Below are 24,881 nucleotides of genomic sequence, written 5' to 3'. Positions count from 1 at the left end.
ATGTCTGATTTTGACCGCGTAATCGACCGCCATGGCAGCTGGTGTACCCAGTGGGACTTTGTCGCCGACCGTTTTGGCCGCGACGATCTGCTGCCTTTCACCATCTCTGATATGGATTTCGCCACCGCGCCCTGCATTACCGCCGAGCTGCACAAACGAGTGGCGCATGGTGTGCTGGGTTACAGCCGCTGGCAGCACGATGATTTTCTCTCCTCCATTACTCACTGGTATCAGAAGCGTTTTGAGGTTACTGCCAGACCAGAGCAGATCGTTTATGGTCCGTCAGTGATCTACATGGTGGCGCAAATGATCCGCCACTGGTCACAGCCGGGTGATGGCGTGGTGATCCACACTCCGGCCTACGATGCGTTTTACAAAGCGATTGAAGGAAATCTGCGCAATGTGCTGGCTCTGCCACTGCGTCGTGTGAATGCTGAGTGGCAATGTGATATGGCAGAGCTGGAAACGCTGCTGGCGCGTGATGATTGCAAAGTGCTGCTGCTGTGCAGCCCGCATAATCCGACCGGCAAAGTCTGGCGGCGCCAGGAGCTGGAGCAGATGTCTGCGCTGTGCCAGCGGCACAACGTGCGGGTGATCAGCGACGAAATCCATATGGATATGGTGACGGGAGAGGCGAAGCATCTTCCCTGGTCAGAAGTGGCGAGCGGACGCTGGGCGCTGTTCACCTCAGCGTCAAAGAGCTTCAACATTCCGGCTCTGACCGGCGCTTATGGCTTTATCAGCGATGAACAGGACCGCGCGGCCTGGTTTCAGGCGCTGAAGAATGCCGATGGTCTCTCATCTCCTGCCGTGCTGGCCGTGGCCGCGCATATTGCGGCTTATCGCCACGGCAGCCACTGGCTGGATGCGCTGCGTGATTACCTCCGCGACAACCTGCAGCATGTGGCACGACGGTTGAATGAGGCTTTTCCTGAACTCAACTGGCAGCCTCCGCAGGCCACCTACCTGGCGTGGATCGATCTGAATCCGTTGGCGATCGATGAGCATCAGCTGCAAAAAGAGCTGATCGAACAGCAAAAGGTGGCGATCATGCCCGGTTATACCTACGGCCCTGAAGGTCAGGGATATCTCCGGCTGAACGTCGGCTGCCCGCGCAGTAAAGTGGATGACGGGCTGGACCGCTTGATTGCCGGAATTGCACGCTGCCACTCAGCCAGGCTCAAATAATCGGCAGTTAAAAGAGGGATTGCGCAATTCGCTGGCGGAGTTGCGCAAAATGTTTTTATACTGTTCTGCACTTTACGGTTAACAACAGAGTGCACTCACATGATCGACAGCCAGCTTCCCCTCACCGACATTCATCGCCACCTTGATGGCAATATTCGTGCACAAACCATTCTTGATTTAGGCCGCGAGTTTAACCTGACCCTACCCGCCTCCTCGCTGGAGGCGTTACGCCCGCACGTGCAGATAACCAGCAACGAGCCGGACCTGGTCAGCTTCCTGCAGAAGCTGGACTGGGGCGTGAGGGTGCTGGGCTCGCTGGATGCCTGCCGTCGCGTGGCGATGGAAAACGTGGAGGATGCCGCCCGCGCGGGTATTCACTACGCGGAGTTGCGTTTCTCTCCCGGCTATATGGCTATGACCCATAACCTGCCGGTTGCTGGCGTGGTAGAGGCGGTCATCGACGGGATCCGCGCCGGTTGCCAGCAGCATGATATTGAGGTGCGGCTGACAGGTATCATGAGCCGGACCTTTGGCGAGGAAGCCTGTCTGCGCGAGCTGGAAGGTTTACTGGCCCATCGCGATGGCATCACCGCCCTCGACCTGGCCGGAGACGAGCTGGGCTTTCCGGGCAGCCAGTTCCTCAGCCATTTCAACCGCGCGCGTGATGCCGGATTCCGCATTACCGTTCATGCTGGCGAAGCAGCAGGTCCGGAGAGCATCTGGCAGGCTATCCGCGAGCTGGGTGCCGAGCGTATCGGGCATGGCGTGAAGGCGGTGGAAGATCCGGCACTGATGGATTTCCTCGCGGCACACCAGATTGGCGTGGAATCCTGCCTGACTTCCAACATCCAGACCAGTACCGTCTCTTCACTGGCACATCATCCACTGGTGACGTTCCTTGACCACGGCATTCTGGCAACCATCAACACCGATGATCCGGCGGTTCAGGGCATTGAGCTGGCGCATGAATATCAGGTGGCTGCGCCTGCGGCAGGACTGAGCCAGGAGCAGATCCGCACCGCGCAGGAGAACGGCCTGAAGATTGCGTTTTTAAGCGAAACAGAGAAACAGGCTATTCGCGCCAAAGTGGCAGCATGAATTAACGGGCGTCTTCGGCGACGCCCACGATCAGGAGAAATACGGAAAAAAAGAAACAGGAGTAAGTGAATAAATATTTATTCATTTGAAGAGGGATATTGAGTAAATGAAAAAAAGAACGACATCAGATGCCGTTCTTTTTTTCATTATCAGGGAAGAAAAAGTTATTTCAGCGACAGCGTCTGGCGTTTTTCCGCAGACTGCAGGCCCAGTTCAATCAGCTCCATCACCTGAATTGCCTCTTCCGCCGTTACCGGATTGTTACCATCACCATTTATTGCATCGCGGATACCGGCGTAATAAGCAGGATAGTTGCCAGGCGTGGTCAGCAGCGTCTCTTCTGCCATCAGATCGCCGTTAGCTAACGTCACCACGCCGTCGCGCATATCGTAACCCCAGTCTTCCTGCGGCGGGCGGGCACCCGCTTTAAGGTTATCTTCCTGCGGATCAAGACCATACTTCACGTAGCTGCCTTTGGTGCCGTGAACCTGGTAACGGGCAGATTCTGCAGCCACCAGCATGCTGGCGTGCAGCACCACACGGCGCTGAGGATAGGTCAGCACGGCATGGAAGTAATCCGTGGTCTGGGCACCCGGACGCAGTTCAGCCATATCAACGTTAATCGCCACTGGCGAACCGAACAGCTGCAAAGCCTGGTCAATCACATGCGGCCCCAGATCGTACCAGATGCCGCTGCCCGCACCCTTCTGCTCGCGCCAGCGGTTACGTACTTCCGGACGGAATCGGTCAAAATGCGATTCGAAATAACGCACTTCACCCAGCGTGCCCTGCGCCAGCAATGTTTTCAGCGTCAGGAAATCACTGTCCCAGCGGCGGTTATGGAACACTGACAGCAGCAGCCCTTTGGCTTTTGCCAGCGCATCCAGTTCACGGGCCTGCGAAAGGGTCACGGTAAAAGGCTTATCAACCACCACGTGCTTACCGGCATTGAGCGCGGCTTTCGCCAGCGGGAAATGGGTGTCATTCGGCGTCGGAATTACGATCAGCTGCAGCGAAGGGTCATCAAACAGCGCCTGTGGGTCCGACACTACCTGAGTGGTTGGCCAGTCCGCATGGACTTTGCCGGCATCGCTGCTGGAGACAACCGCCAGTTCCATCCCGGCGGCGCCCGCGATTAACGGGGCATGGAAGGTCTTGCTGGCGAAGCCGTAACCAACCAGCCCTACACGAATTTTGTCGCTCATTTGCATTCCTCTTGTCTCAGACCCTGATGATTTAAGACCATCATCCGGGTAAGAACAAGCGGGAATTACCTTAATTGTTTCCCCGTCATACTTCGAGTTGCATGTGCGTTGGCTGCACGAGCGCACCCCAGTCACTTACCTGAGTAAGCTCCTGGGGATTTGCTCGCTGGCCGCCTGCCTGAAACTCGAATTATTTCGGGGAGGATTGATTACTGATTGGCACTTCTGGGCAAATCCCAGGTCTCCTGGGCGACCAGCGCATCATGCGCATCATGCGAGCGGCGGCGGAAGTCGCTGGGACTGACGCCAACCCTTTTACGAAACACACGGGAGAAATAGAGCTGATCGTCGTAGCCGACAATGCGACCCACGGTGGCGATCGGTTCCTGAGTATTCTGCAGCAGCATCTTGGCGCGGATCACCCGCTGATCCTCACGCCAGCGCAGTAGATTCACGCCCATCTGCTCGCGGAACAGGTGGGCCAGCCGCGAAGGAGAAAGGCAGACGTGGTTGGCCACCTCGTCGATTTTCAGTTCCCCGGCCAGATTGCTGGTGACAAACTGACAGGCCTCAATCACCCGCGGATCGCGGATTTGCTGATGGCTGCGCGGATCTTCTTCCACCGCCCGCAACAACAACCTCTCCAGCAGGTTCATCGCCAGCTCTTCGGCAAAGCGTCGACCTGAAGTGTGAGTCTGCTCAATATTGGCAAACAACCTTTCGAATTCCCCGCGCAGCGGTTCCGGCAACCTGAGCCGCCCGACGCTGCGGGTTTCATCCTGCCACACCAGCCAGTCGCTCCAGTAGGCTCGCGGACGGAAGTAGATCCAGCGATGGTGCCAGCTGTCGCTTCCCGGCGATCGACCATAGTAATGCGGCGTTTTTGGCCGGAACAGCAGCAGGTCGCCGGGTTCACAGTCGAAAGCGTCCTCGCCGCTGAACACCTGGCCGCGTCCTTTGGTGGTCAGGTTAATGATATAGCCCTTCATACCCTGAGGCCGATCAATAAAAAAATCGAGAGGATCACCCGCGTTAATCGGCGTCAGTCCGGCTACCAGCCAGGCATTAAAGGGATAGCCGGGTAGCAGCGGGTTTGATTGCGCTACCGGGGCTAAACGATGATACATGACGCCTCCTCAGGCCGTTTTGGCTTTCTGTTTGTAGCGGTCGAAAATCACCGCAGCTAACAGTATCAGACCGCGCACCACGTACTGTGAGAACGGCGAGATATTGAGAAGATTCATCGCATTCTCAACCGTACCAAGGATCAGCACTCCGGCCACCACATAAGAAATTTTGCCGATGCCGCCCTTCAGCGACACGCCACCCAGCACGCAGGCTGAGATAACAATCAGCTCATAGCCCAGCGAAGTCATGGGTTGTCCGCTGGTCATGCGTGAGGCGAGGATGATGCCCGCCGCGGCCGAAACCAGCCCGGAGAGAATAAAAATAATGATGCGGGTACGCACCACCGGCACGCCTGCCAGTCTTGCCGCTTCTTCATTGCCACCAATCGCCAGCGTGTTGCGGCCAAACGTGGTTTTATTCAGCAGGAAGCCAAAAATCACCATGGTGCCGATGGTCAGCCAGACCGGCGCAGGTACGCCAAGCCAGTTGGCATATCCCAGTGCAAAAAAGCGTTCATCTTCAATACCCACCGCCTTACCGTCGGAGAAAATGTAGGCCAGGCCGCGCACAATTTGCATCGTTGCCAGCGTGGTGATCAGTGCATTGATCTTCAGCTTCGCAATCACAAAGCCGTTGATAAAGCCGCAGACCACACCGAGCAGCAGACCGGCAGCGATACCAATCCACAAGCTTTCGGTCATATTGATCACCACTGCGGTGGTGACCCCAGCGCAGGCAATTACTGAAGCGACGGAAAGATCGAAATCGCCTGAGGCCAGGCAGAACAGCATGCCGCAGGCCACCATGCCGGACATCGACATCGCCAGTCCGAGCCCCTTCATATTGATCAGCGAGCCAAAGTTTGGCACAAACAAGGTGCAGCAAATAAACAGCACGGCAAACACGACCAGCATGCCGAAGTTATCCCAGATGCGGCCCAGGTTAACGCGCTGAGAGCGTACCGGTGGCGTCGCGGAGGAAGTGGTGGAAGATGACATCAGAGATCTCCTTCAGATCAGGCCACAGCGGCAGTTTTTTGGGTGGTTTTTGGCATAGCCAGGCTCAGGGTCCGCGCTTCAGTGGCTTCAGAATGGCTCAGCTCACCGGCGATTTCCCCTTCGCGCATCACCAGGATACGGTCGGCCAGCCCCATGACTTCGGGCAGGTCGCTGGAGGCGAACAGCACCGCGATGCCCCTCTCCGCCAGCGCATAAATCAGGTTATAGATTTCATGCTTCGCTCCCACATCAATGCCGCGGGTCGGCTCATCCAGCAGGATCACTTTCATCTCTTCCGACAGCCAGCGTCCGAGGATCGCTTTCTGCTGGTTACCGCCGGACAGGTTCATGATCGGCTGGTCCGCCGAAGGGGTTTTGATATTCAGCGAATGAATATGGGACTCAGCATTTTTGCTTTCCCAGCGATTATCAATCAGGCATCCGGCGGTCAGATTGTTGCGACGGGCGCTGATATTGATGTTGTCGCGCACTGAATGCACCGGGATGATGCCATCGGCCTTACGGTCTTCCGGACAGAGCAGAATTCCGGCACGAATAGCATGAGCAGGCTCTCTGACCACCAGCTTTTCACCATCCAGCAACAGCTCGCCGCCGGTCAGTCTGGTTGCGCCAAAAAGGCCTTTCATCAGCTCGCTGCGCCCGGCACCGACCAGGCCAAATAACCCAACGATTTCCCCGGCACGCACGCAGAGGGAAACGGGCATCCGCACGCCTTTAGCCTGCACGTTATTCAGCTGCAGCCTGATTTCACCCGTTTTACGCGGTGAATAGCCGTAGATGTCGCCAATTTCGCGACCGACCATTGCCTGCACCAGCTGATCATGGCTGGTTTGACTGACATCTTTGAACGTCCGCACGTAGCGTCCGTCTTTAAACACGGTAATCGCATCGCTGAGGGCAAAAATCTCCTCCATCCGGTGTGAGACATACAGCACAACTCTTCCCTGTTCACGCAACTGGCGGATCACCCGGAACAGATGCTCAATCTCACGAGCGGAAAGCGAGCTGGTTGGTTCATCAAAGGCGATCACTTTGGCATTTCGCGCCAGGGCTTTCGCAATCTCCACCATCTGCCACTGCCCCAGAGAGAGGTTTTTCAGCGGCGTATCCGGATCGATATCCATACCGAGGTTCTGCAACTGCTGGCCCGCTTCATAACGCAGCAGCGAGCGATTCACAAAACCTGCCCGCTGCGGCAACTGACCAAGATAGATATTTTCAGCCACCGACATCTCCGGGATCAGATGCAACTCCTGATAGATGATGGCAATCCCCGCATCCAGCGCATCGGTGGTGTGAGTAAAGCTGACCGGCTGGCCTTTGACGCGGATTTCGCCGCTGCTGGGCTGATAGCTGCCGCTGAGGATCTTCAGCAGCGTGGATTTTCCGGCACCGTTTTCGCCCATCAGCGCGTGAACCTCGCCAGCCGCACAGTCAAAGCTGATATCCTGCAGCGCCTTCACACCAGGGAAGGTTTTACCGATACCGTGGAAGCTGAGATAAGGGGGTTGCGTGCTCATTGATCCTCCTGCATACGTGACACTGTAACCTCAGGGCCGCCTGATGAGCGGCCCTTTGTGGTTTTACATCAGGCCTTTTTTAGCCAGCTCGGTTTTGAAGTTGTCGCGGGTTATCAGCACCACATCAGTCACTTCGGTAAATTTCGGGGGTTCGGTCCCTTTGGTTACCCAGTTGTAGAGCATTTGCGTGCTCTTGTAGCCATGCACGTCCGGGCTTGGCAACAGCGAGCCATAGAAGCCGGTTGGCTGACCTTTCGACAGTTCGCTGACCGCATCCACGCCGTTAATGCCGATACCAATCACATCCGGTGCTTTGAACCCCTGGCCTTCAGTGGCCCGCACGCCGCCGAGGACGGTGTTGTCATTCATGCCGAGGATCAGCCAGTGTTTCACGCCGGGATGCTGCACCAGCAGCGAATTACCGGCATCGAATGCGCCAGGGATATCATTGGATTTGGTCGGGACTTTGTAGATCTGTGCAGCCGGGAAACCGGCCGCTTTTAACGCATCCATTGAGCCGGTGGTGCGGCGACGGGCGGTATCCAGTTCATCGGCGGTAATCGCCATCACACCGGTATCTTTCGCCTCCCATCCGCGCTTTTTCATCTCCTTGTACAGCTCCTGCCCCTGACGCTCGCCGATTTTGGTGGCCGCCATCATCACCAGCGGCACGGTGTCCATGGGCTTCCCTTTTGCGGTGACAAACTGGTCATCCACCGCGATCACCTTCAGGTCATAGCTGCGTGCTTTGGCCTCAATAGCCGAACCCAGTTTCGGGTCAGGCGTGCAGATAACAAAACCTTTAGCCCCACTGGCGGCCAGACTGTCAATGGCGTTCAGGGTCTTTTCCCCGTCGGGAACGGCAATTTTGATCACTTCAAAACCCAGCTCTTTACCGGCTTTATCGGCAAACTTCCACTCGGTCTGGAACCAGGGTTCCTCTGGCTGCTTGACCAGGAAACCCAGCTTCAGGGTCTCCGCCATAGCCGATTGTGACATAACGGCTGCGAGGCCAACGGCGGCCAGCGCGTGGGTAATTTTGTGCATGAGGCTCTCCGGCAAAGTCACCGCTTTTGGCGGTGTGATGTAAACGGTATCAATTGGAATGCCTGAATGCTTAACAGGCTGTAATAACGATTCATTCGGGCCATGACACCCGTTAAGGCACCGATAAGCGCTAGTTGTAACGGGATTAATTCTGTGAAAGGGAGAGCGTTATCACACCCTGAGATAACAGCAGATTCGTGCATATATTCAGCCAGTTTAACCAACTCATTACATTTGACCGCGGTCACAAAAGCGCTTCTGATGACAGAAAAGTGCATATCTACAGCGTTCGCTTCCTAACCGCCCCGGCCGCGGCTTCTTAGGGTAGTAAGACCGTTAACTACCGCCAGGAGATTAGATAATGCAGTTGGGTGCTATCACTATAGGGCTGGATTTTGGCAGCGATTCAGTCCGCGCACTGGCGGTCGATTGTGCCAGTGGAGAAGAGTTGCAGACGCAGGTTGTTGCCTATCCGCGCTGGCAGGCCGGCCAGTTCTGTCTGAGCCGCATTAACCAGTTTCGCCACCATCCACAGGACTATATCGATGCTTTTGAGCAGGCGATTCGTGACGTTGTCACTAAACTGTCACCTGAACAACGGCTGAATGTGGTTGGCATCGGTGTGGACTCCACGGGTTCGACCCCTGCTCCCATCGACCGCGAGGGCAACGTGCTGGCGCTGCGTCCTGAGTTTGCGGAAAACCCTAATGCGATGTTTGTGTTGTGGAAAGACCACACCGCCATTAAAGAAGCTGAGGAGATTACCGCACTCTGTCACAGCGGGAAGTTTGAGGATTACTCGCGCTTTATCGGTGGCATTTACTCATCGGAATGGTTCTGGGCGAAAATCCTGCACGTCAGCCGTGAAGATGCAGCAGTGCGTGAGGCAGCAGTGTCGTGGATTGAGCTGTGCGACTGGGTTCCGGCCCTGCTCAGTGGCACCACGGCACCACAAGCCATTCGCCGCGGCCGCTGCGCCGCCGGGCATAAATCGCTGTGGCATCCCGACTGGCAGGGGCTGCCAACAGCAGAATTTCTTGACGAGCTTGATCCGATACTGACCCGGCATCTTGACTTCCCACTGTTCACAGAGACGTGGACCGCCGATCTGCCAGTCGGAAAAATCACGGCAGAATGGGCCAGCCGCCTTGGCCTGCCAGAGAGCGTCACCCTTTCCGGCGGTGCTTTTGACTGCCACATGGGCGCGGTGGGTGCGGGTGCCGGACCTTACACACTGGTTAAAGTTATCGGCACCTCGACCTGCGACATCCTGATTGCCGACCATAACCGCGTAGGCAGCCGGGCGATTAAGGGGATCTGCGGACAGGTTAACGGCAGCGTGATGCCGGAGATGATCGGGCTGGAAGCAGGACAGTCGGCGTTTGGTGATATGTATGCGTGGTTCAGCCAACTGCTGAGCTGGCCGCTGACCAAAGCTGCAGAGCAGCACCCTCATCTGCGGGCAGAGCTGGCAGGCATCCAGAAGAACCTGCTTAACGAACTCACTACCGCCTGGGCTGCCGATCCGCAGCTGGATCACCTGCCGGTAGTACTGGACTGGTTCAATGGACGTCGCACACCTTTCGCCAACCAGCGCCTGAAAGGCGTGATCACCGATCTGAACCTTGGCACCGATGCCCCGGCACTGTTCGGCGGATTTATAGCCGCCACCGCTTTCGGTGCCCGCGCCATTATGGAGTGTTTTGAGCAGCAGGATATCCCGGTTGAAAGCCTGCTAACGCTGGGTGGTATCGCCCGCAAATCCCCGGCAATCATGCAAGTGTGCTGTGATGTGATGAACCGGCCGCTGGATATCGTCGCCTCTGATGAGTGCTGTGCGCTGGGCGCAGCGATTTTTGCCGCCGTCGCCGCCGGAGTGCATGCCGATGTCCTTGCCGCCCAGCAGAAAATGGCCAGTCCGATTGCCACCACCCTGCAACCAGACGCCTCCCGCGTCGAAAACTATCAGCAACTTTATCTGCGTTACCTTCAGTGGTGTGAAACGTCCGAACCGCTGTTCGCCGCGCGCCCGTCCAAAATTTAAGGAGAATTGTATGACTCAGCTTAACGCGCTTAACGTGTGGTTTGTGATTGGTACTCAGCATCTTTATGGCGCGGAGACGTTACGTCAGGTCGAACATCATGCTCAGCAGGTGGTGGACGGGCTTAACCGTGAGGGCAATCTGCCCTTCACCCTGACCCTGAAACCGCTGGTGAAAAGTCCGGACGAAGCGCTGGCGTTGTGCCGCCAGGCCAACCATGCCGAAGAGTGCCTGGGTATTGTCACCTGGCTGCATACCTTCTCACCGGCAAAAATGTGGATTGGCGGCCTGTCGATCCTGAATAAACCGCTGCTGCAGTTCCATACCCAGTTCAACGCCGAGATCCCCTGGGACAGCATGGATATGGACTTTATGAATCTGAACCAGACGGCGCACGGCGGCCGTGAGTTTGGTTTTATCGGTGCGCGGATGCGTCTGCCACACAGCGTGATCGCTGGCCACTGGCAGGATAAAACCGCTCAGGAACGACTCGGAAAATGGATGCGTGCCGCAGCGGCGAAGCAGGCCAGCCAGAACCTGAAAGTGGCGCGTTTTGGCGATAACATGCGTGAAGTGGCGGTAACGGAAGGCGACAAAGTGGCCGCGCAGATCCAGTTTGGCTATGCCGTTAACGGCTGGGGCGTGGGCGATCTGGTTGAGGTGATCAACAACGTGACCGATGGCGACATTAATGCGCTGGTCGATGAATACGAGAGCCTGTATGACTTCACCCCGGTTGCCGCGATCAACGGCGAAAAGCGGCAGAACGTGCTGGATGCGGCGAAAATCGAGCTGGGGATCAAACGCTTCCTGCAGACCGAAGGTTGTATGGCCTTTACCACCAACTTTCAGACGCTGCACGGCATGACGCAGTTGCCCGGGCTGGCGGTACAACGTCTTATGGCGCAGGGCTACGGTTTCGCCGGTGAAGGTGACTGGAAAACTGCCGCGCTGCTGCACATCTTCAAAGTGATGGCGACTGGCCTGCCGGGCGGCACCTCGTTTATGGAGGATTACACCTATCACTTCGCACCGGGTAATGAGCTGGTACTGGGTTCGCATATGCTGGAGGTCTGCCCCTCCATTGCCAGGGAATCCCGCCCGCTGATTGACGTGCAGTATCTGGGTATCGGTGGCAAAGCCGATCCGGCCAGGATGATCTTCTCCACGCCAGCCGGGCGTGCCGTAAACGCCAGCGTAATTGATATGGGCGACAGGTTCCGCCTGCTGGTAAACGTGGTGGATGCTATCGAACAGCCCAAACCGCTGCCAAAACTGCCGGTTGCCCGCGCCCTGTGGAAAGCCCAGCCATCACTGACCACGGCCTCTGAAACCTGGATTCTCGGCGGCGGAGCGCACCACACGGTGTTCAGCCAGGCGCTGACGGTGGACGATATGCGGCAGTACGGTGAGATGCATGGGATTGAAGTATTGGTGATTGATGAAGAGACTACGCTGCACGGGTTTAAGGACGCCCTGCGCTGGAACGAGGCTTATTACCGCCTGAATCAGCGCTAAAGAGGCCACGATTTACGGCTTCGCTGTACAGGCCAGAGAATGAAAGCAGGACTGACCGGGCAGAGAGAGAGTTTCACCCTTTCTGCCCGGCGGGTTTGTAACAGAAACACTGTTTTATTTAGCGAATATCAAACGCCATAAACATGCCGTTATTGAACCACTTCACCGTAGCGCCGGCATCATTGATAAACCAGCCTGCTTCACCCATTTTCGAACCCAACCAGCCACTTTTCTCTTCTGTTGCAGTGGCCAGACCAACGGCGTTCACAATATTTTGCGAGCGATTAAAATAGCCTGAGTAACCAGTTTTAAACCAGTCGGTGGTGCCCCACAGATCCATCAAATCACTTTGTGACATATCAGCTCCGCTGACTGTCTTCATTTCCATTGAATTTAACTGACGCATCATATCTCCATATCATTATTGCAATAAGCTATGAAAAATAAAGGTTTTTGGCTATTACCATTTTTCTCAGCGGGACAATAAGCGAGGTCGACTAAGAGTGAAATAGTAAAAAAAAGGAATAATTGCTAAATGGGTCGAAATTTCCCCTGACCACTAAAAACGCAGTTTGACGGTTAAATATTATATTTCCGGGGCGAATGAGATATTCAGCACGTGCATAATTTTATTTATAGTTCCGACAACAACAGCCCTTTCTGAATAAAAGTGATGCGGGTGGCTTCGTTCAGATCAAACTCAGCCAGCCTGCCGGGACTGACCACTCTATGACCTGAAATTCTTCATTAAAGGTCACCTCGCGGTCAGCACTGTGGCAATCAATGATAAGAACGGCGTGTCCGTGTTCCGGATAACCCCTCCAGCTATCACCCGACACTACAGCGCCCCCCCCATCGGATAACCGCTCCAGCGATCGTCTGACACTTCAGCGACCAGCCACCACGTCACTATGTCGGCAACCGCTTCACCGGCGCATTCTGCTGCCGATCCCACATCACCGTCAGCAATCTTTGCAGCGCAATAAAGGCAAACAGCAAAATTCCGATAGCGATCTTGGTCCACCACGAACTCAGCGTGCCGTCAAAGTTAATCCAGGTCTGGATCAACCCCTGAATCAGCACTCCAAACAGCGTCCCCAGCACCGTGCCGACGCCCCCCGAAAGCAGCGTACCGCCGATCACCACCGAGGCAATCGCGTCCAGTTCCACCCCCATTCCCGCCAGTGCATAACCCGCCGAGGTGTAGATCGAGAAGACAATCCCGGCCAGCGTTGCCAGCGCCGAAGACAGCATATAGATTCGCACCGTGGTGCTGCGCGTCGAAATTCCCATCAGTTGCGCGGAAGTCGCATTGCCGCCAATCGCATATACCTGATTACCAAAGCGACTACGGTGCGCCAGCACAATCCCCAACACGACCACCACCAGCATCACCACCGCCAGCAAGCTCAGCCTGCCACCGCCGGGGATCTTCCAGGCCATACCGGACAACGTCTCATACAGCGGATGATCGATCGGAATCGAACTTTCCGCTACCAGATAACTGCTGCCGCGCAGGAAAAACATCCCCGCCAGAGTAATGATAAAAGCCGGGATCTTCAGCGCATCAATCAGCCAGCCCATCATTGCGCCAAATGCGGAACCCATCACCATCACCAGCGCAAACGCCAGCCACGGATCCAGATGGTAATCCCCTATCATTCTCGCCAGAAATACACCGGTGAAGGCAATCACCGCGCCAACAGAGAGATCGATGCCGCCGGAGAGAATAACGAAGGTCATGCCCACCGCGATAATACCGAGGAAAGCATTATCGGTGAGGATATTGGCAATCACACGGGTGGAGGCGAAGCCCGGAAACTGACTCAGGCAGAACAGATATCCCGCCACAAACACCAGCAGCGTGATCATTAACGGCAGATGACGTTTAAACACGCGGGCGCCCTCTTTTAAACAGTTGAATAAAGCGCGGTGACTGGATTAACAGTACAGCCATCACCACCACGGCTTTCACCACCTGATTCAGTTCCGGCGGAAAACCCGACAGCAAAATGCCGGTGTTCATCGCCTGAATAATCAGTGCGCCAATCAGCGACAGCAGCAAATTGAAGCGCCCGCCCATCAGCGAAGCACCGCCAATCACCACCGCCAGAATCGCGTCCAGCTCCAGCCATAACCCGGCATTATTGGCATCCGCACCGCGAATGTCCGCCGCGACGATCAGTCCGGCTACTGCAGCACACAGACCGCTGATCACATAGGTGCTCATTACCACCAGCCAGCCGTTTACCCCGGCGTTACGGGCTGCCCGCAGGTTGATCCCCACCGCTTCGATAAACATTCCCAGCGCGGTTTTTCTCGTCAACAGCCACACCAGCGCCACCATCACCAGCGTGATCCACACCGGAACCGGGAACAGCCACAGCGTGCCGCTGCCCAGATGGGCCAGTGACTCGCTATCGAAGGTCACGATTTGTCCTTGCGTGATCAGCTGTGCAATACCACGTCCGGCCACCATCAGGATTAAAGTGGCAACGAACGGCTGGATCTTCAGCAACGCCACCAGCACACCATTCCATAATCCACACAGCACGCCGGTCGCCAGCGTGACCAGAATGATCAGCGGCAGACTGTGCCCGGAAACGGTCAGCGTCGCAGCCGTGGCACCGGCAATGGCCATTACCGCTCCCACCGACAGGTCGATGCCGCCAGTGGCAATCACCAGCGTCATGCCAATCGATAACAGCGCGACCGGCGCGGCGCGGTTCAGGATATCAATCGGGCTGCCAAACAGGCGACCATCCTGCAGGTGAATAGCGAAGAAGTTATGCGCCACCAGACTGTCAACGATCAGCACCAGTACCAGCGCGGCGATCTGCGGCAGCCCGGCGGGCAATTTACGTTTAGACATGGGCGATTTCCCCGGCACCAGATGTGACTCAAGCATGTTGCGCCCCTCCCGCCGCGATAGCATTAACGATGGAGGCAACGGAAAGCTGCTCCAGTGGGATCTCCGCCACCTGCTGACGGTCACGCAGGATCAGCACGCGATCCGCATAACCTACCAGTTCCTCCAGCTCCGATGAGATCACCAGCAACGCCAAACCATCGGCGCACAGGGATTCAATCAGACGGATAATTTCGGCATGCGCCCCGACATCGATGCCACGTGTCGGCTCATCGAGGATCAGGAACTGCGGTTTGGTCACCAGCCAGCGGGAAAGCAGCACCTTTTGCTGATTACCACCGGAAAGCAGCTCCACTGGCTGATCGGCATGTGGCGTACGGATACCGAGGCTTTTGATAAAGCGCTCAGCAATCTGCTGCTGCTCGCGTCGCTTGATCGGCCGTAACCAGCCGCGCTGGGCCTGCAATGCGAGGATAATGTTCTCCCGTACCGAAGCAGCACCAACAATACCGTCCGTTTTGCGATCTTCCGGACAGAAACCCATGCCCAGTTTTGAAGCCTGAGCAGGCGTGCGGATAGTCCGTTTTTTTCCCCTGATGAAGGCGCTACCGCTGTCGGCCCGCTTTATGCCGAACAGCAATTCTGCGGTTTCGGTGCGTCCTGACCCCAGCAAACCGGCCAGACCGACGGCTTCGCCGGGACGCACGCTCAGGCTGAAGGGTTCAAGCGTCCCTTTTTTGCCATAATCTTTAAATTCCACCACCGGCTGATTGCTCTTCAGCGTGCTCCCGGCGCGCTGCAGAGCGGTCTCCAGCAGCTCACGTCCCAGCATCAGTTTGATCAGTTCAATCTGCGGCAGCTCGCTGGTTTTCCGCGTGGCGACAAACTGCCCGTTGCGCAGCACGGTAATGCGGTCGCTGACTTTATAGACCTGGTCAAGAAAGTGGGTGACGAAAATCAGGCTCATGCCCTTCGCTTTCAGCTGGTTCATCAGCGTGAACAGCATTTCTACTTCGCTGGCGTCCAGGCTGGCGGTGGGTTCATCAAGAATTAACACCTGTGCAGAAAGATCCACAGCGCGACAGATGGCAATGATCTGCTGCATGGCAACCGAATACTGACCGAGCGGCCGGGTCACATCCAGCTCAAACCCGTAGGTTTTCAGCAGGTTCTGCGCCTTTTTCACCAGCGTTTTGCGGTCAATAAAACCAAACCGACGCGGTTCACGCCCGATAAAAAGGTTATCCGCTACCGACATATTTGGCAGCAGATTGACCTCCTGATAAACCGTGCCAATTCCGGCATCCTGGGCTTCCGCCGTACTCTGCGGGTTAATGGTTTTGCCTGCCAGCGCGATCGTCCCGGCATCGCGTTTATACACGCCGGTAAGCACTTTAATCAGCGTGGATTTACCCGCACCGTTTTCACCCAGCAGCGCCATGATTTCGCCACTGCGAATATCAAAAGAGACGTTATCCAGCGCCTTAACGCCGGGAAAGGCTTTGCTGACGCCGCGAATATCCAGCAGCACGTCAGAAGATGTTGTCCGGGTTGTCATACGGCTTCGCCTCAACCATAAAAAAGCCGCCTGCGTACAGGCGGCGCGGTGGTCAGTAACCCATGCCTTTTTTCTTGTCTAACTGAGACTGTGCGTCAGCGGGCAGGTAAAGCTTCGATTCGGTTTTGATAATTTTTGGCGGCATGGTGCCATCTTTTTTGAATTTCTCCAGCGCATCGAATGCCGGGCCAGCCATATTTGGCGTCAGCTCAACGTTGGCATTTGCTTCACCGGCCAGCATTGCCTTATATATATCCGGCACGCCGTCGATAGAACCGGTCAGAATATCTTTGCCCGGCTTAAGACCCGCCTCTTTAATAGCCTGAATGGCACCGATAGCCATATCATCATTGTGTGCATAAACCATGCAGATGTTTTTGCCGTTATTCTCTGCCTTAATAAAGCTCTCCATTACTTCTTTCCCCTTACTGCGGGTGAAGTCGCCGGACTGAGAACGGATAATTTTAATGCCTGGCGTCCCTGCTATCGCATCAGCAAACCCTTTTTTACGGTCAATGGCGACGCTGGCACCTACAGTTCCCTGTAACTCAACCACATTACAGGGCTTGCCGGCTTGTTTTTTCACCAGCCAGTCACCGATCAATTTCCCTTCGTAAACGTTATCCGCTGTGACCACCGCCATATACAGCGACTTGTCTTTCACCACGATGGCGCGGTCAAGCAGGAACACCGGGATTTTGGCATCTTTTGCTTCTTCCAGTACCGGTTCCCAGCCTGTCTGCACTACCGGTGCGATGAAAATAGCATCCACGCCCTGGGCGATAAACGAACGTACCGCCTTGATCTGGTTCTCCTGTTTTTGCTGGCCGTCAGCAATTTTCAGCGTAATCCCACGCTTTTGGGCTTCACTTTTGGCAACGGTGGTTTCTGCCGCACGCCAGCCCGATTCGGAGCCAACCTGCGAAAAACCAACCGTCATGGATTCTGCCAGCGCCGTGCCGGATAAGCTGGCGCTGATGAGTGTGGTTAAAAGTAAACGCTTCCACATGGTCAAATTTCCTCTGATGGGATTCAGTCTTGTAGGGTTAAACGCCACTCAAGCCTGGACTAATAGCGGAAAAACATTTTCGACAAAGCTCACAAATTACAACAATTAAAGGGGGTTACGTGATCCGCGAGAAGAGTGTCTTATCAACAGGATATGGACAAAATGCGTGGAATCTGAAGAGGCCATGTTAAATAAGTGTAATAAAGATAAGCGCTTATCCGCAAGCGGAATGGAAACGATTACAACACCGGATCAGGTTCTGTCATGGCAGACGGGAAAATGATCGGCAAGGCTAATTACTGAATTTGTGAGCCAAGACACATATGTAAGTACCAGAGAATGAAAATAGCACCGCTATCACTATTAGTGTCAGAAAAATAAGTCTGAACCTTACTCTTTATTCCGAATTTACGTCGTTTTTGCAATTATCACTATGGACACTCAGCCCGCCAGCCATATACTTGGCTCCCTGACTCTCTGACCGTATCGGCCATCATGACAGTTCAAGAATACCTGTTGAAATTTCGTAAAGTTAGTTCGCTGGAAACCCTGGAAAAGTTGTTTGATCATCTTAATTATTCGCTGACGGATAATAACGAGATTGTGAACATGTACCGCGCTGCCGATCACCGTCGCGCAGAGCTGGCCTCTGGCGGACGCCTGTTCGATCTGGGGTGTGTGCCGAAATCCGTCTGGCGCTATGTGATATAAACTTTTTCTAACGTTATAATCTGAACTGTTTTTTACGTATAATCCTTTGTCCATATCGTGCGTGACTCGTTTGGACTGCAAACGGTCAACCTTACCCGTTCAGAAGGATTCATCGTGGCTGTAGATTCAAAACCGCGCATCGCCGGGCTCCTGCTCGTTCCACTCGCCTGGCTGCTGATGACCATGCTGACCAGCGCTCTGGTTGTCGCCATGTATTTAAGCGCGTTACTGACGCCTGACCTGCGCAATGCCCTGTTCAATAACACGCATGCCTTCACTCTGCAGTGGAGTATTTCGCTGGGGACTTCACTGATTGTCTGGTGTTACAGTCTGTGGGTTACGTGGATTTTCTGCAAACGTTCGCGACGCCTGCCGAAGCATTATATTGTCTGGCTACTGGTGACCGTGCTACTGGCAATTAAAACCTTTGCGTTCTCGCCCGTCAGCGATGCGGCGGCAATCAGAACCCTGCTTATCGCCCTGCTGGCCGCCGCTATCCTGGTGCCCTACTTTAAACGTTCACAACGAGTTAAAAACACCTTTATTGAACCCTGAAAATCAGGCGCCTTTCAGGCAGAGCACCTGATAAGCCAGCAGTGAATAACTGGCAGATTCAGGTGCTGCTCCCCCTTCCGTCAGCCCATTTGCCGATAAAGAAAATTCTGTATCAACAGCTTCAGCAGGCAACGCCAGCCTGACTGGTTTTCCGGTGAGGTTGGCATACAGCCAGTAACGCTGACTGCCACGTGACAATACCAGCGACGCCATTTCCCCAGAGAAACTCGCCTGATAACGGCTGCCCACCAGTCCGGCCAGAAATCTCACCACGTACCAGGCCGGCCAGGGTTGGCTCTGTTCTCCGCCATTGAATGGCTGCAGCCCTGCTTTGCCACACAGAGCCGCCGGACACCAGTGACTGACGCCGGAACCCTGTAGCTGCGCCAGATAGCCCACCAGCCAGCAGGCAAAAAACAGTCCCCGCTGGCGGGGATCGGCATCTGTCATGGTCAGGCGAATATTGTCCGGGTTGGGGTAAACACCTGCACCGTAAGGATTGCTGCGCATGCTGATCGTGCCGGGGCCGAGGTGATAAGGCTTATTGTCGCCGATAAATGAGCGCGTGGTGCGGGTGATATAAGGCAGCGATTCCAGCGTCTGCATGACCGCCAGATCCGCAGCATCATGGACCACCGGGCAGGTGGCATGGCTGATAAAGCCGGCCAGATCAACGGGCGGCCGCTTACGGTTCAGCTCGGTAAAATAGCTGATCATCCCGCCGCCCAGCTCCGTGTGCGGAAAGATCTCCCGGGCTGCCCGGTAAATGTCCTCCAGCGGTGGACACCACGGCCATTCACTGCCCGGAGGCGTGGAGATTAAATCCGCATCCGGAGAAACCATCACCGACACCGGCTGCACGGCAAGCGTCTGCACCTGCTGCCAGAATGCCGTCAGCGCGGGCCGGAAATCCTGATCCGGATCCACCGGCAGCACGTACTCGATGCGCAGCGGTAAGGTTATTCCCTTGACCCGCAGCTGTTGCAGAAAAATGTTCAGCAGCGACAGATCCAGTCCGTGCTGGCGGGGATCGCAGTGATAAAGCAGGTATCCCGGCATCAGCGACTGCAGCATCTCCGCACAGCGCCGGTCTGTCAGCAGCTCCGGCGTCAGCAGGCAACCCACCGCAGGGATGATCCCCGCCTGCTCTCCTTCCGGCGGATGGAGGGGAATCTCCACTGCCGGAACTGACACGGAGGAAGCAGAGAAGATCAGCTGCTGTTCAATTCGCTCTCCTGCGGCAATCCGGTAAGGCCACTCTTTCTCCAGCGGCCGCGAGTAAACTTTGTAAGAAGCATCCGACCAGGCGCGCTGGTCCTCCATCTCAAACACATCACCGGAATAGTCTGTAGTGACCTTTATGCCCTGCTGATGCTGATAGCTCAGCGTGCGGATCTCCTTAAAAGGCTGCCAGGGTTCAATCAGCTCAGGAAAGACATTTTTATCGACCTCGCCGCTGACCTTCACCACCTCAACAGGCGCACCCACCACGCCCTGCAGCGGATACAGTACGGTGAAACCGGTGCGGGCAGTACGGAAGTTTTTTTCCGGCCTGAACACGGCGGAAAAAGTTAGCGGCCCAGTACCGCTCAGCGTCAGCGTGGTTTCAATCAGCAAACTGTTATTGCTTTCCACCACGCATTCCCGACGGGTTTTGATGGTCAGATGATCTTCTTTTCTCACCTGCTCGCAGCTGAGGATCTTCGCCTCGCAGGTTCCCCTCCAGGCGTCGCGGATCACAAAAGCAGCCGAGCGGATAACCTCCACGCCGTCATACCGCAGCGCTTTTAAATCACCGCTGACCAGAGAAAATGTCCACCGTCCCAGGGCGATCTCTTCAGGCGTTTCAACAGGCTGATCGGTTCCGAAGTAGTGCATTGCCTCTGTCGTCATCTGCTCACCCCAGCGCATTTTTAAATTCGGCATCAATGTCCTGCCCGGTTTTGATGTCCTTCAGCAACAGCGTGAACCACATGCCCAGCGAGCCGACGACCGCCACGATGATCCAGGTGGCAGAAGTGCTGTGCAGCGTGGTGGCCAGCGTCCACAGCAGGCTGCCGAGAACAAAACCTGACACCATCATTGAGGAGAGGAAGCCGATGGCAGTCCCGCGCACTGCAGTTGGGAAACTTTCACTCTGGTAGACGTAACCGGCAGAGGCCCAGATGCCGTTAGTGACCTGGAAAATCAGGAAATAGACCGCCACCACCAGCCAGTAACTATCGGAAAGCAACAGCAACAGGCACAGCGGCGCAATGGAGATTGCGGCCACGGTAATCACTTTTTTACGGCCAAATTTCTCGCCCAGCCAGCCGCCGATGATGTAGAAGAAGAAGCCGATAAAACCGCAGTACAGCATCAGTTCGCTGGCCTGCGAGCCGGTAAATCCTTTGCGCTGGGTCAGCCACCAGGTGATATAGAAGTTGCTGGCAACATAGCTGATGCCATAAGAGATCCAGCAAACGGCCATGGTCAGCAACCTTCTTTTCAGCAGCGGATTGCCGAACAGCATTCTGATCGGGTTAACCCTGGCCTCCCCCTGGCTCTGAACATTCTCTTCAAAGCGATCGGACTCTTTAATAAAGATACGGCCAACGATCACAATAGCGATTGGGATGGTGCCGAGCAGAAAGACCACTCGCCAGCCGTAATGACCGAATGCCATATAAACAGCAGAAGCGAAAAAGACGCCCAGCGGCCAGCCGCCCTGCACAATGGAATAGAGCAGGCCGCGATTTTTTGATGGCAACTGCTCATTCACCAGGGTGATGGACACGGCCAGTTCTGAATAAGCCAGTCCTGAGGCGAGCGCGCGCACCAGCACCAGTTGCCAGAAGCTGTCGACGAAATAGGTTGCTCCGGTAAAAATCGCCGTGCCGCACAGGCAGATCATCCACAACAGTTTGCGGCCAACCCGGTCCATGCTGTAGCCCACAATCAGCGTGATTAGAAATTGCGAACCGTAAACGAAGAAGCCCAGCACGCCGAGCATTTGTTCAGAGATAGCCATCTCTTTAGACATTTCTGGCAGCGCCAGCACCAGCAAATTGACGTCGTATGAGGCCAGCGACCAGCCCACGCATGCGATAACTATCAGATAAACCGTGTAATACTTGTCGATAACAGCGTTTTGTTTATTCAGGGTCAATGCCATTTTAAGCTCCACTGTAATAAGTCAGCGTTGTGGTTATAGTCCTGCAAGCAGGTTCGCTCAGGGCGCGATGTCGTTCTGCCATAGCAACAGTTGTCCCGATTCGGTGTTGTTAATGAACATTTGAACATGTGAATTACAAATGATCCGAGACGGAACCACGGTATCTGCTTAAAAAAGGCGATGCGGTGAATTCGATCACAATTCCAACCGATAAACAGGCTGAAATTGTCGATAAATTGTCAATCACTTGAACACTTAATGCTCATTTGAACACTCCAGGCAGAGAAAGAAAGTGCTCCGGAAGAGAAAAACAGCGGGTGAGCGAAGAAAAAATCAGCGCAAATTTAATTCTCTGTGCGTTTAGGGAATATCCTTACGGCTCAGATGTTGTCGTCAGGCCGCCGATGCCTGATAATAGGCGGCTTTCATTTTTATCAGGCGAAATAATGACCGATTACCTGCTTCTTTTTATTGGCACAGTGCTGGTGAACAACTTCGTTCTGGTGAAGTTTCTCGGCCTCTGTCCCTTTATGGGCGTTTCCAAAAAACTGGAGACGGCAATTGGCATGGGACTCGCCACCACTTTCGTTATTACCCTGGCCTCGATCTGCGCGTGGCTGGTGAATCATCTTATTCTGCTGCCACTGGACCTGGTCTATCTGCGCACCATGGCCTATATCCTGGTGATCGCCGTGGTGGTGCAGTTCACCGAGATGGTGGTGCGTAAAACCAGCCCGGACCTCTACCGTCTGCTGGGGATTTTCCTGCCGCTGATCACCACTAACTGCGCCGTGCTGGGCGTGCCGCTGCTGAGCGTCAACCTGAATCACACCTTCCTGCAGGCCGCGCTTTATGGCTTCAGTGCTTCGATCGGTTTCTCACTGGTGATGGTGCTGTTCGCCGGTATCCGCGAACGTCTGGTGCTGGCCGATGTGCCCGCGCCGTTTAAAGGATCGTCCATTGCGCTGGTGACTGCCGGGCTGATGGCGCTGGCCTTTATGGGCTTCAGTGGGCTGGTGAAATTCTGATGACTGCGGTTTGGATTGCTGTTGCGGTACTGGGCATGCTGGGCCTGCTGTTCGGCGGCCTGCTTGGCTACGCCTCGCGTCGTTTTGAAGTGGAAGAAGATCCGATTGTTGAGCAGATAGATGCGATCCTGCCGCAGAGCCAGTGCGGACAGTGTGGCTATCCCGGCTGTCGCCCTTACGCAGATGCCGTGGGCAACAACGGCGAGATGATCAACAAGTGCGCGCCCGGCGGAGAGCAGACTATGCTCAAGCTGGCTGCCCTGCTGAACGTGGAGCCGCAGCCGCTGGGCGATGAAACCGCCCGCGAGCCGGAGCGTAAAGTAGCGTGGATCGATGAAGAGAACTGCATCGGCTGCACCAAATGCATTCAGGCCTGTCCGGTCGATGCCATTGTCGGTGCCACGCGCGCGATGCATACCGTGCTCAGCGATATCTGTACTGGCTGCGACCTGTGCGTCGCGCCCTGCCCAACTGACTGCATAGAGATGCGTCCGGTCGCCACCACCACGGCGAACTGGAAGTGGGATCTGCAAACCATCCCGGTCAGGGTTATTCCTGTGGAACACCATGCGTAATTTGTTCAGGCTGTTTAAAAAAGATCAATTGTGGGATTTCGAAGGCGGTATCCATCCGCCAGAGATGAAAACCCAGTCTAACGGTACGCCGCTGCGTCAGTTGCCGCTGCCCGCTCAGTTTATTATTCCTGTTAAGCAGCACATCGGCCATGAAGGCGAGCTGCTGGTCAGTCCCGGCGATAAAGTGCTGCGCGGCCAGCCGCTGACCTTTGGTCGTGGCCGGATGCTGCCGATCCACGCGCCCACCTCCGGAACCGTAGAAGCTATTGCTCCCCATATCACCGCGCACCCTTCCGCGCTGGCCGAGATGTGCATCTTTATTACCCCGGATGGTGAAGACCGCTGGTGTGAGCGCCTTCCGCTGGCTGATTACCGGCAGGCCGATCGCAGCGAAGTTATTGACCGTATCCACCAGGCAGGCGTGGCCGGTCTGGGCGGTGCAGGCTTCCCGACCGCCACCAAGCTGAAAGGCGGTCTCCGCGGCGTTAAAACGCTGATCATCAACGCGGCGGAATGCGAACCCTATATTACCGCCGACGACCGTCTGATGCAGGACTATGCCGGAGAAGTCCTGGAAGGCAGCCGTATCCTGGCGTGGGTGCTGCAGTCTGAGCGGGTGCTGATCGGCATTGAAGACAACAAGCCGGAAGCGATTGCCGCGCTGAAGCACGCGCTGGGTGGCGCGGACGATCTGCAGATCCGCGTCATCCCGACCAAATATCCCTCCGGCGGTGCCAAACAGCTGACCAGGATCCTGACCGGGCTGGAAGTGCCACACGGCGGTCGCTCCACCGATATCGGCGTTTTAATGCAAAACGTCGGCACGGCTTATGCCGTCAAACGCGCCATCATCGACGGCGAGTCGCTCACCGAGCGCGTGGTGACGCTGACCGGGGAATCAGTGGGCAAGCCGGGTAACGTCTGGGGCCGGCTGGGGACGCCGGTCAGCCATCTGCTGCACAACGCTGATTTCAGCCCGGCGGCCGGACAGATGGTGGTGATGGGCGGCCCGCTGATGGGCTTTACCCTGCCGACATTAGATGTGCCGGTGGTAAAAATCACCAACTGTATTCTGGCCCCTTCAGCCAGCGAGATGGGCGAGCCGGAACAAGAGCAATCCTGTATTCGCTGCAGCGCCTGTGCCGATGCCTGTCCGGCCGCTCTGCTGCCGCAACAGCTCTACTGGTACAGCCGCGGTGGCGACCATGAGAAAGCCCGCGTACACAATATTGCTGACTGCATTGAGTGTGGAGCCTGTGCTTATGTCTGCCCGAGCAATATCCCGCTGGTGCAGTACTACCGGCAGGAGAAGGCAGAGATCCGGGCAATCGATCTGGAAGCCGAGCGAACCGCGCAGGCAAAAGCCCGCTTTGAGGCGCGCCAGGAACGTCTGGAGCGCGAGAAGCAGGCGCGTGAAGCCCGCCACCAGCAGGCGAAACGCACCGTCAGCCAGAGCGACAAGTCTGAAATCAATGCCGCGCTTGAGCGGGTTAAGGCAAAGAAACAGGCTGAAAAAACCAGTCCGGAAAACGGTGTAAGCCAGCCGGAAAATGTCGCCGTTCTGGCACTGCGTGAAGCGCGCCATGCTCAGGCCCGCGCCCGGACCGCTGAAACCCAGTCCGAGACTGAACCGGCCACCCGCCAGGCTGGCGATCCG

At 55.8% G+C, this 24,881-nt stretch carries 21 protein-coding genes; 9 read left to right on the top strand and 12 right to left on the bottom strand.

The features are described 5' to 3' along the window. Both GSQ70_RS03980 and add read left to right on the top strand, forming a co-directional pair. Positions 1 to 1,188 (top strand): MalY/PatB family protein, encoded by a 1,188-nt coding sequence (locus GSQ70_RS03980; RefSeq protein WP_158781351.1) that lies wholly within the window; start codon positions 1 to 3, stop codon positions 1,186 to 1,188. 99 nt (positions 1,189 to 1,287) lie between these two features. After that, a complete protein-coding gene (gene add / locus GSQ70_RS03975; RefSeq protein WP_158781350.1) occupies positions 1,288 to 2,286 on the top strand; it encodes an adenosine deaminase in 999 nt (332 codons plus the stop codon). A gap of 164 nt (positions 2,287 to 2,450) precedes the next feature. Here the strand turns inward: add and GSQ70_RS03970 are convergent, their stop codons facing one another. The 5 genes from GSQ70_RS03970 to GSQ70_RS03950 form a co-directional block, all read right to left on the bottom strand. After that, positions 2,451 to 3,491, bottom strand: coding sequence for an oxidoreductase (locus GSQ70_RS03970; protein WP_158781349.1), 1,041 nt, complete (start codon positions 3,489 to 3,491; stop codon positions 2,451 to 2,453). A gap of 209 nt (positions 3,492 to 3,700) precedes the next feature. Next, positions 3,701 to 4,618, bottom strand: coding sequence for an arabinose operon transcriptional regulator AraC (gene araC, locus GSQ70_RS03965; protein ID WP_158781348.1), 918 nt, complete (start codon positions 4,616 to 4,618; stop codon positions 3,701 to 3,703). A gap of 9 nt (positions 4,619 to 4,627) precedes the next feature. Then, positions 4,628 to 5,617, bottom strand: a complete 990-nt coding sequence (gene araH, locus GSQ70_RS03960; protein ID WP_158781347.1) for an L-arabinose ABC transporter permease AraH — start codon at positions 5,615 to 5,617, stop codon at positions 4,628 to 4,630. A 17-nt stretch (positions 5,618 to 5,634) separates the two neighbouring features. Beyond that, positions 5,635 to 7,158 carry an L-arabinose ABC transporter ATP-binding protein AraG gene (araG, locus tag GSQ70_RS03955; RefSeq protein ID WP_158781346.1) on the bottom strand — a complete coding sequence of 508 codons (1,524 nt, stop codon included), beginning with the start codon at positions 7,156 to 7,158 and terminating at the stop codon, positions 5,635 to 5,637. Between the two features lie 63 nt (positions 7,159 to 7,221). Continuing rightward, complete coding sequence (locus GSQ70_RS03950; RefSeq protein ID WP_158781344.1) at positions 7,222 to 8,205, bottom strand: arabinose ABC transporter substrate-binding protein; 984 nt, start codon at positions 8,203 to 8,205, stop codon at positions 7,222 to 7,224. 361 nt (positions 8,206 to 8,566) lie between these two features. On the opposite strand from GSQ70_RS03950, the gene GSQ70_RS03945 reads away from it, so the two are divergent. Both GSQ70_RS03945 and araA read left to right on the top strand, forming a co-directional pair. Further along, positions 8,567 to 10,249, top strand: coding sequence for a ribulokinase (locus GSQ70_RS03945; RefSeq protein ID WP_158781342.1), 1,683 nt, complete (start codon positions 8,567 to 8,569; stop codon positions 10,247 to 10,249). A 10-nt stretch (positions 10,250 to 10,259) separates the two neighbouring features. Continuing rightward, positions 10,260 to 11,765 (top strand): L-arabinose isomerase, encoded by a 1,506-nt coding sequence (gene araA / locus GSQ70_RS03940; protein WP_158781340.1) that lies wholly within the window; start codon positions 10,260 to 10,262, stop codon positions 11,763 to 11,765. Between the two features lie 118 nt (positions 11,766 to 11,883). Here the strand turns inward: araA and GSQ70_RS03935 are convergent, their stop codons facing one another. From GSQ70_RS03935 to ytfQ, 5 genes are all read right to left on the bottom strand, one after another. After that, positions 11,884 to 12,171 carry a hypothetical protein gene (locus GSQ70_RS03935; RefSeq protein ID WP_233268241.1) on the bottom strand — a complete coding sequence of 96 codons (288 nt, stop codon included), beginning with the start codon at positions 12,169 to 12,171 and terminating at the stop codon, positions 11,884 to 11,886. 503 nt (positions 12,172 to 12,674) lie between these two features. After that, on the bottom strand, positions 12,675 to 13,661 hold the full coding sequence (yjfF, locus tag GSQ70_RS03930; RefSeq protein WP_158781336.1) for a galactofuranose ABC transporter, permease protein YjfF: 987 nt from the start codon (positions 13,659 to 13,661) through the stop codon (positions 12,675 to 12,677). Continuing rightward, positions 13,654 to 14,673, bottom strand: coding sequence for a galactofuranose ABC transporter, ATP-binding protein YtfT (gene ytfT / locus GSQ70_RS03925; protein WP_158781333.1), 1,020 nt, complete (start codon positions 14,671 to 14,673; stop codon positions 13,654 to 13,656). The genes yjfF and ytfT overlap by 8 nt, the downstream gene beginning before the upstream one ends. Next, complete coding sequence (gene ytfR, locus GSQ70_RS03920) at positions 14,666 to 16,192, bottom strand: galactofuranose ABC transporter, ATP-binding protein YtfR (RefSeq protein WP_158781331.1); 1,527 nt, start codon at positions 16,190 to 16,192, stop codon at positions 14,666 to 14,668. The genes ytfT and ytfR overlap by 8 nt, the downstream gene beginning before the upstream one ends. A gap of 52 nt (positions 16,193 to 16,244) precedes the next feature. Then, positions 16,245 to 17,201 (bottom strand): galactofuranose ABC transporter, galactofuranose-binding protein YtfQ, encoded by a 957-nt coding sequence (gene ytfQ / locus GSQ70_RS03915; protein ID WP_158781329.1) that lies wholly within the window; start codon positions 17,199 to 17,201, stop codon positions 16,245 to 16,247. A 495-nt stretch (positions 17,202 to 17,696) separates the two neighbouring features. On the opposite strand from ytfQ, the gene ydgT reads away from it, so the two are divergent. Together ydgT and GSQ70_RS03905 are read left to right on the top strand one after the other, a co-directional pair. Continuing rightward, positions 17,697 to 17,912, top strand: coding sequence for a transcription modulator YdgT (ydgT, locus tag GSQ70_RS03910; RefSeq protein ID WP_158781327.1), 216 nt, complete (start codon positions 17,697 to 17,699; stop codon positions 17,910 to 17,912). Positions 17,913 to 18,026: 114 nt separating this feature from the next. Then, positions 18,027 to 18,467 (top strand): DUF2569 domain-containing protein, encoded by a 441-nt coding sequence (locus tag GSQ70_RS03905; RefSeq protein ID WP_158781325.1) that lies wholly within the window; start codon positions 18,027 to 18,029, stop codon positions 18,465 to 18,467. Between the two features lie 3 nt (positions 18,468 to 18,470). Here GSQ70_RS03905 and GSQ70_RS03900 read toward each other — a convergent pair whose 3' ends face one another. Then, positions 18,471 to 20,393: a hypothetical protein gene (locus GSQ70_RS03900; RefSeq protein WP_158781323.1), complete on the bottom strand. Its 1,923-nt coding sequence runs from the start codon at positions 20,391 to 20,393 to the stop codon at positions 18,471 to 18,473. After that, positions 20,365 to 21,621: an MFS transporter gene (locus GSQ70_RS03895; RefSeq protein ID WP_158781320.1), complete on the bottom strand. Its 1,257-nt coding sequence runs from the start codon at positions 21,619 to 21,621 to the stop codon at positions 20,365 to 20,367. The genes GSQ70_RS03900 and GSQ70_RS03895 overlap by 29 nt, the downstream gene beginning before the upstream one ends. Positions 21,622 to 22,067: 446 nt before the next feature. Here GSQ70_RS03895 and rsxA point away from each other — a divergent pair, with 446 nt between their 5' ends. The 3 genes from rsxA to rsxC all read left to right on the top strand — a co-directional run. After that, positions 22,068 to 22,649: an electron transport complex subunit RsxA gene (gene rsxA / locus GSQ70_RS03890; protein WP_034914646.1), complete on the top strand. Its 582-nt coding sequence runs from the start codon at positions 22,068 to 22,070 to the stop codon at positions 22,647 to 22,649. Further along, complete coding sequence (gene rsxB, locus GSQ70_RS03885) at positions 22,649 to 23,224, top strand: electron transport complex subunit RsxB (protein ID WP_158781318.1); 576 nt, start codon at positions 22,649 to 22,651, stop codon at positions 23,222 to 23,224. Before rsxA ends, rsxB begins: the two co-directional genes overlap by 1 nt. Beyond that, the coding region (gene rsxC, locus GSQ70_RS03880; protein ID WP_158785202.1) for an electron transport complex subunit RsxC at positions 23,217 to 24,881 on the top strand (1,665 nt) is incomplete at its 3' end. The genes rsxB and rsxC, both read left to right, overlap by 8 nt.

The sequence above is a fragment of the Pantoea sp. BAV 3049 genome (assembly GCF_009765445.1).
In the GTDB taxonomy this organism is placed as follows: Bacteria; Pseudomonadota; Gammaproteobacteria; order Enterobacterales; family Enterobacteriaceae; genus Erwinia.
Note: the sequence above shows the minus strand (reverse complement) of the source record. Positions and strands in the feature narration are given on the sequence as shown.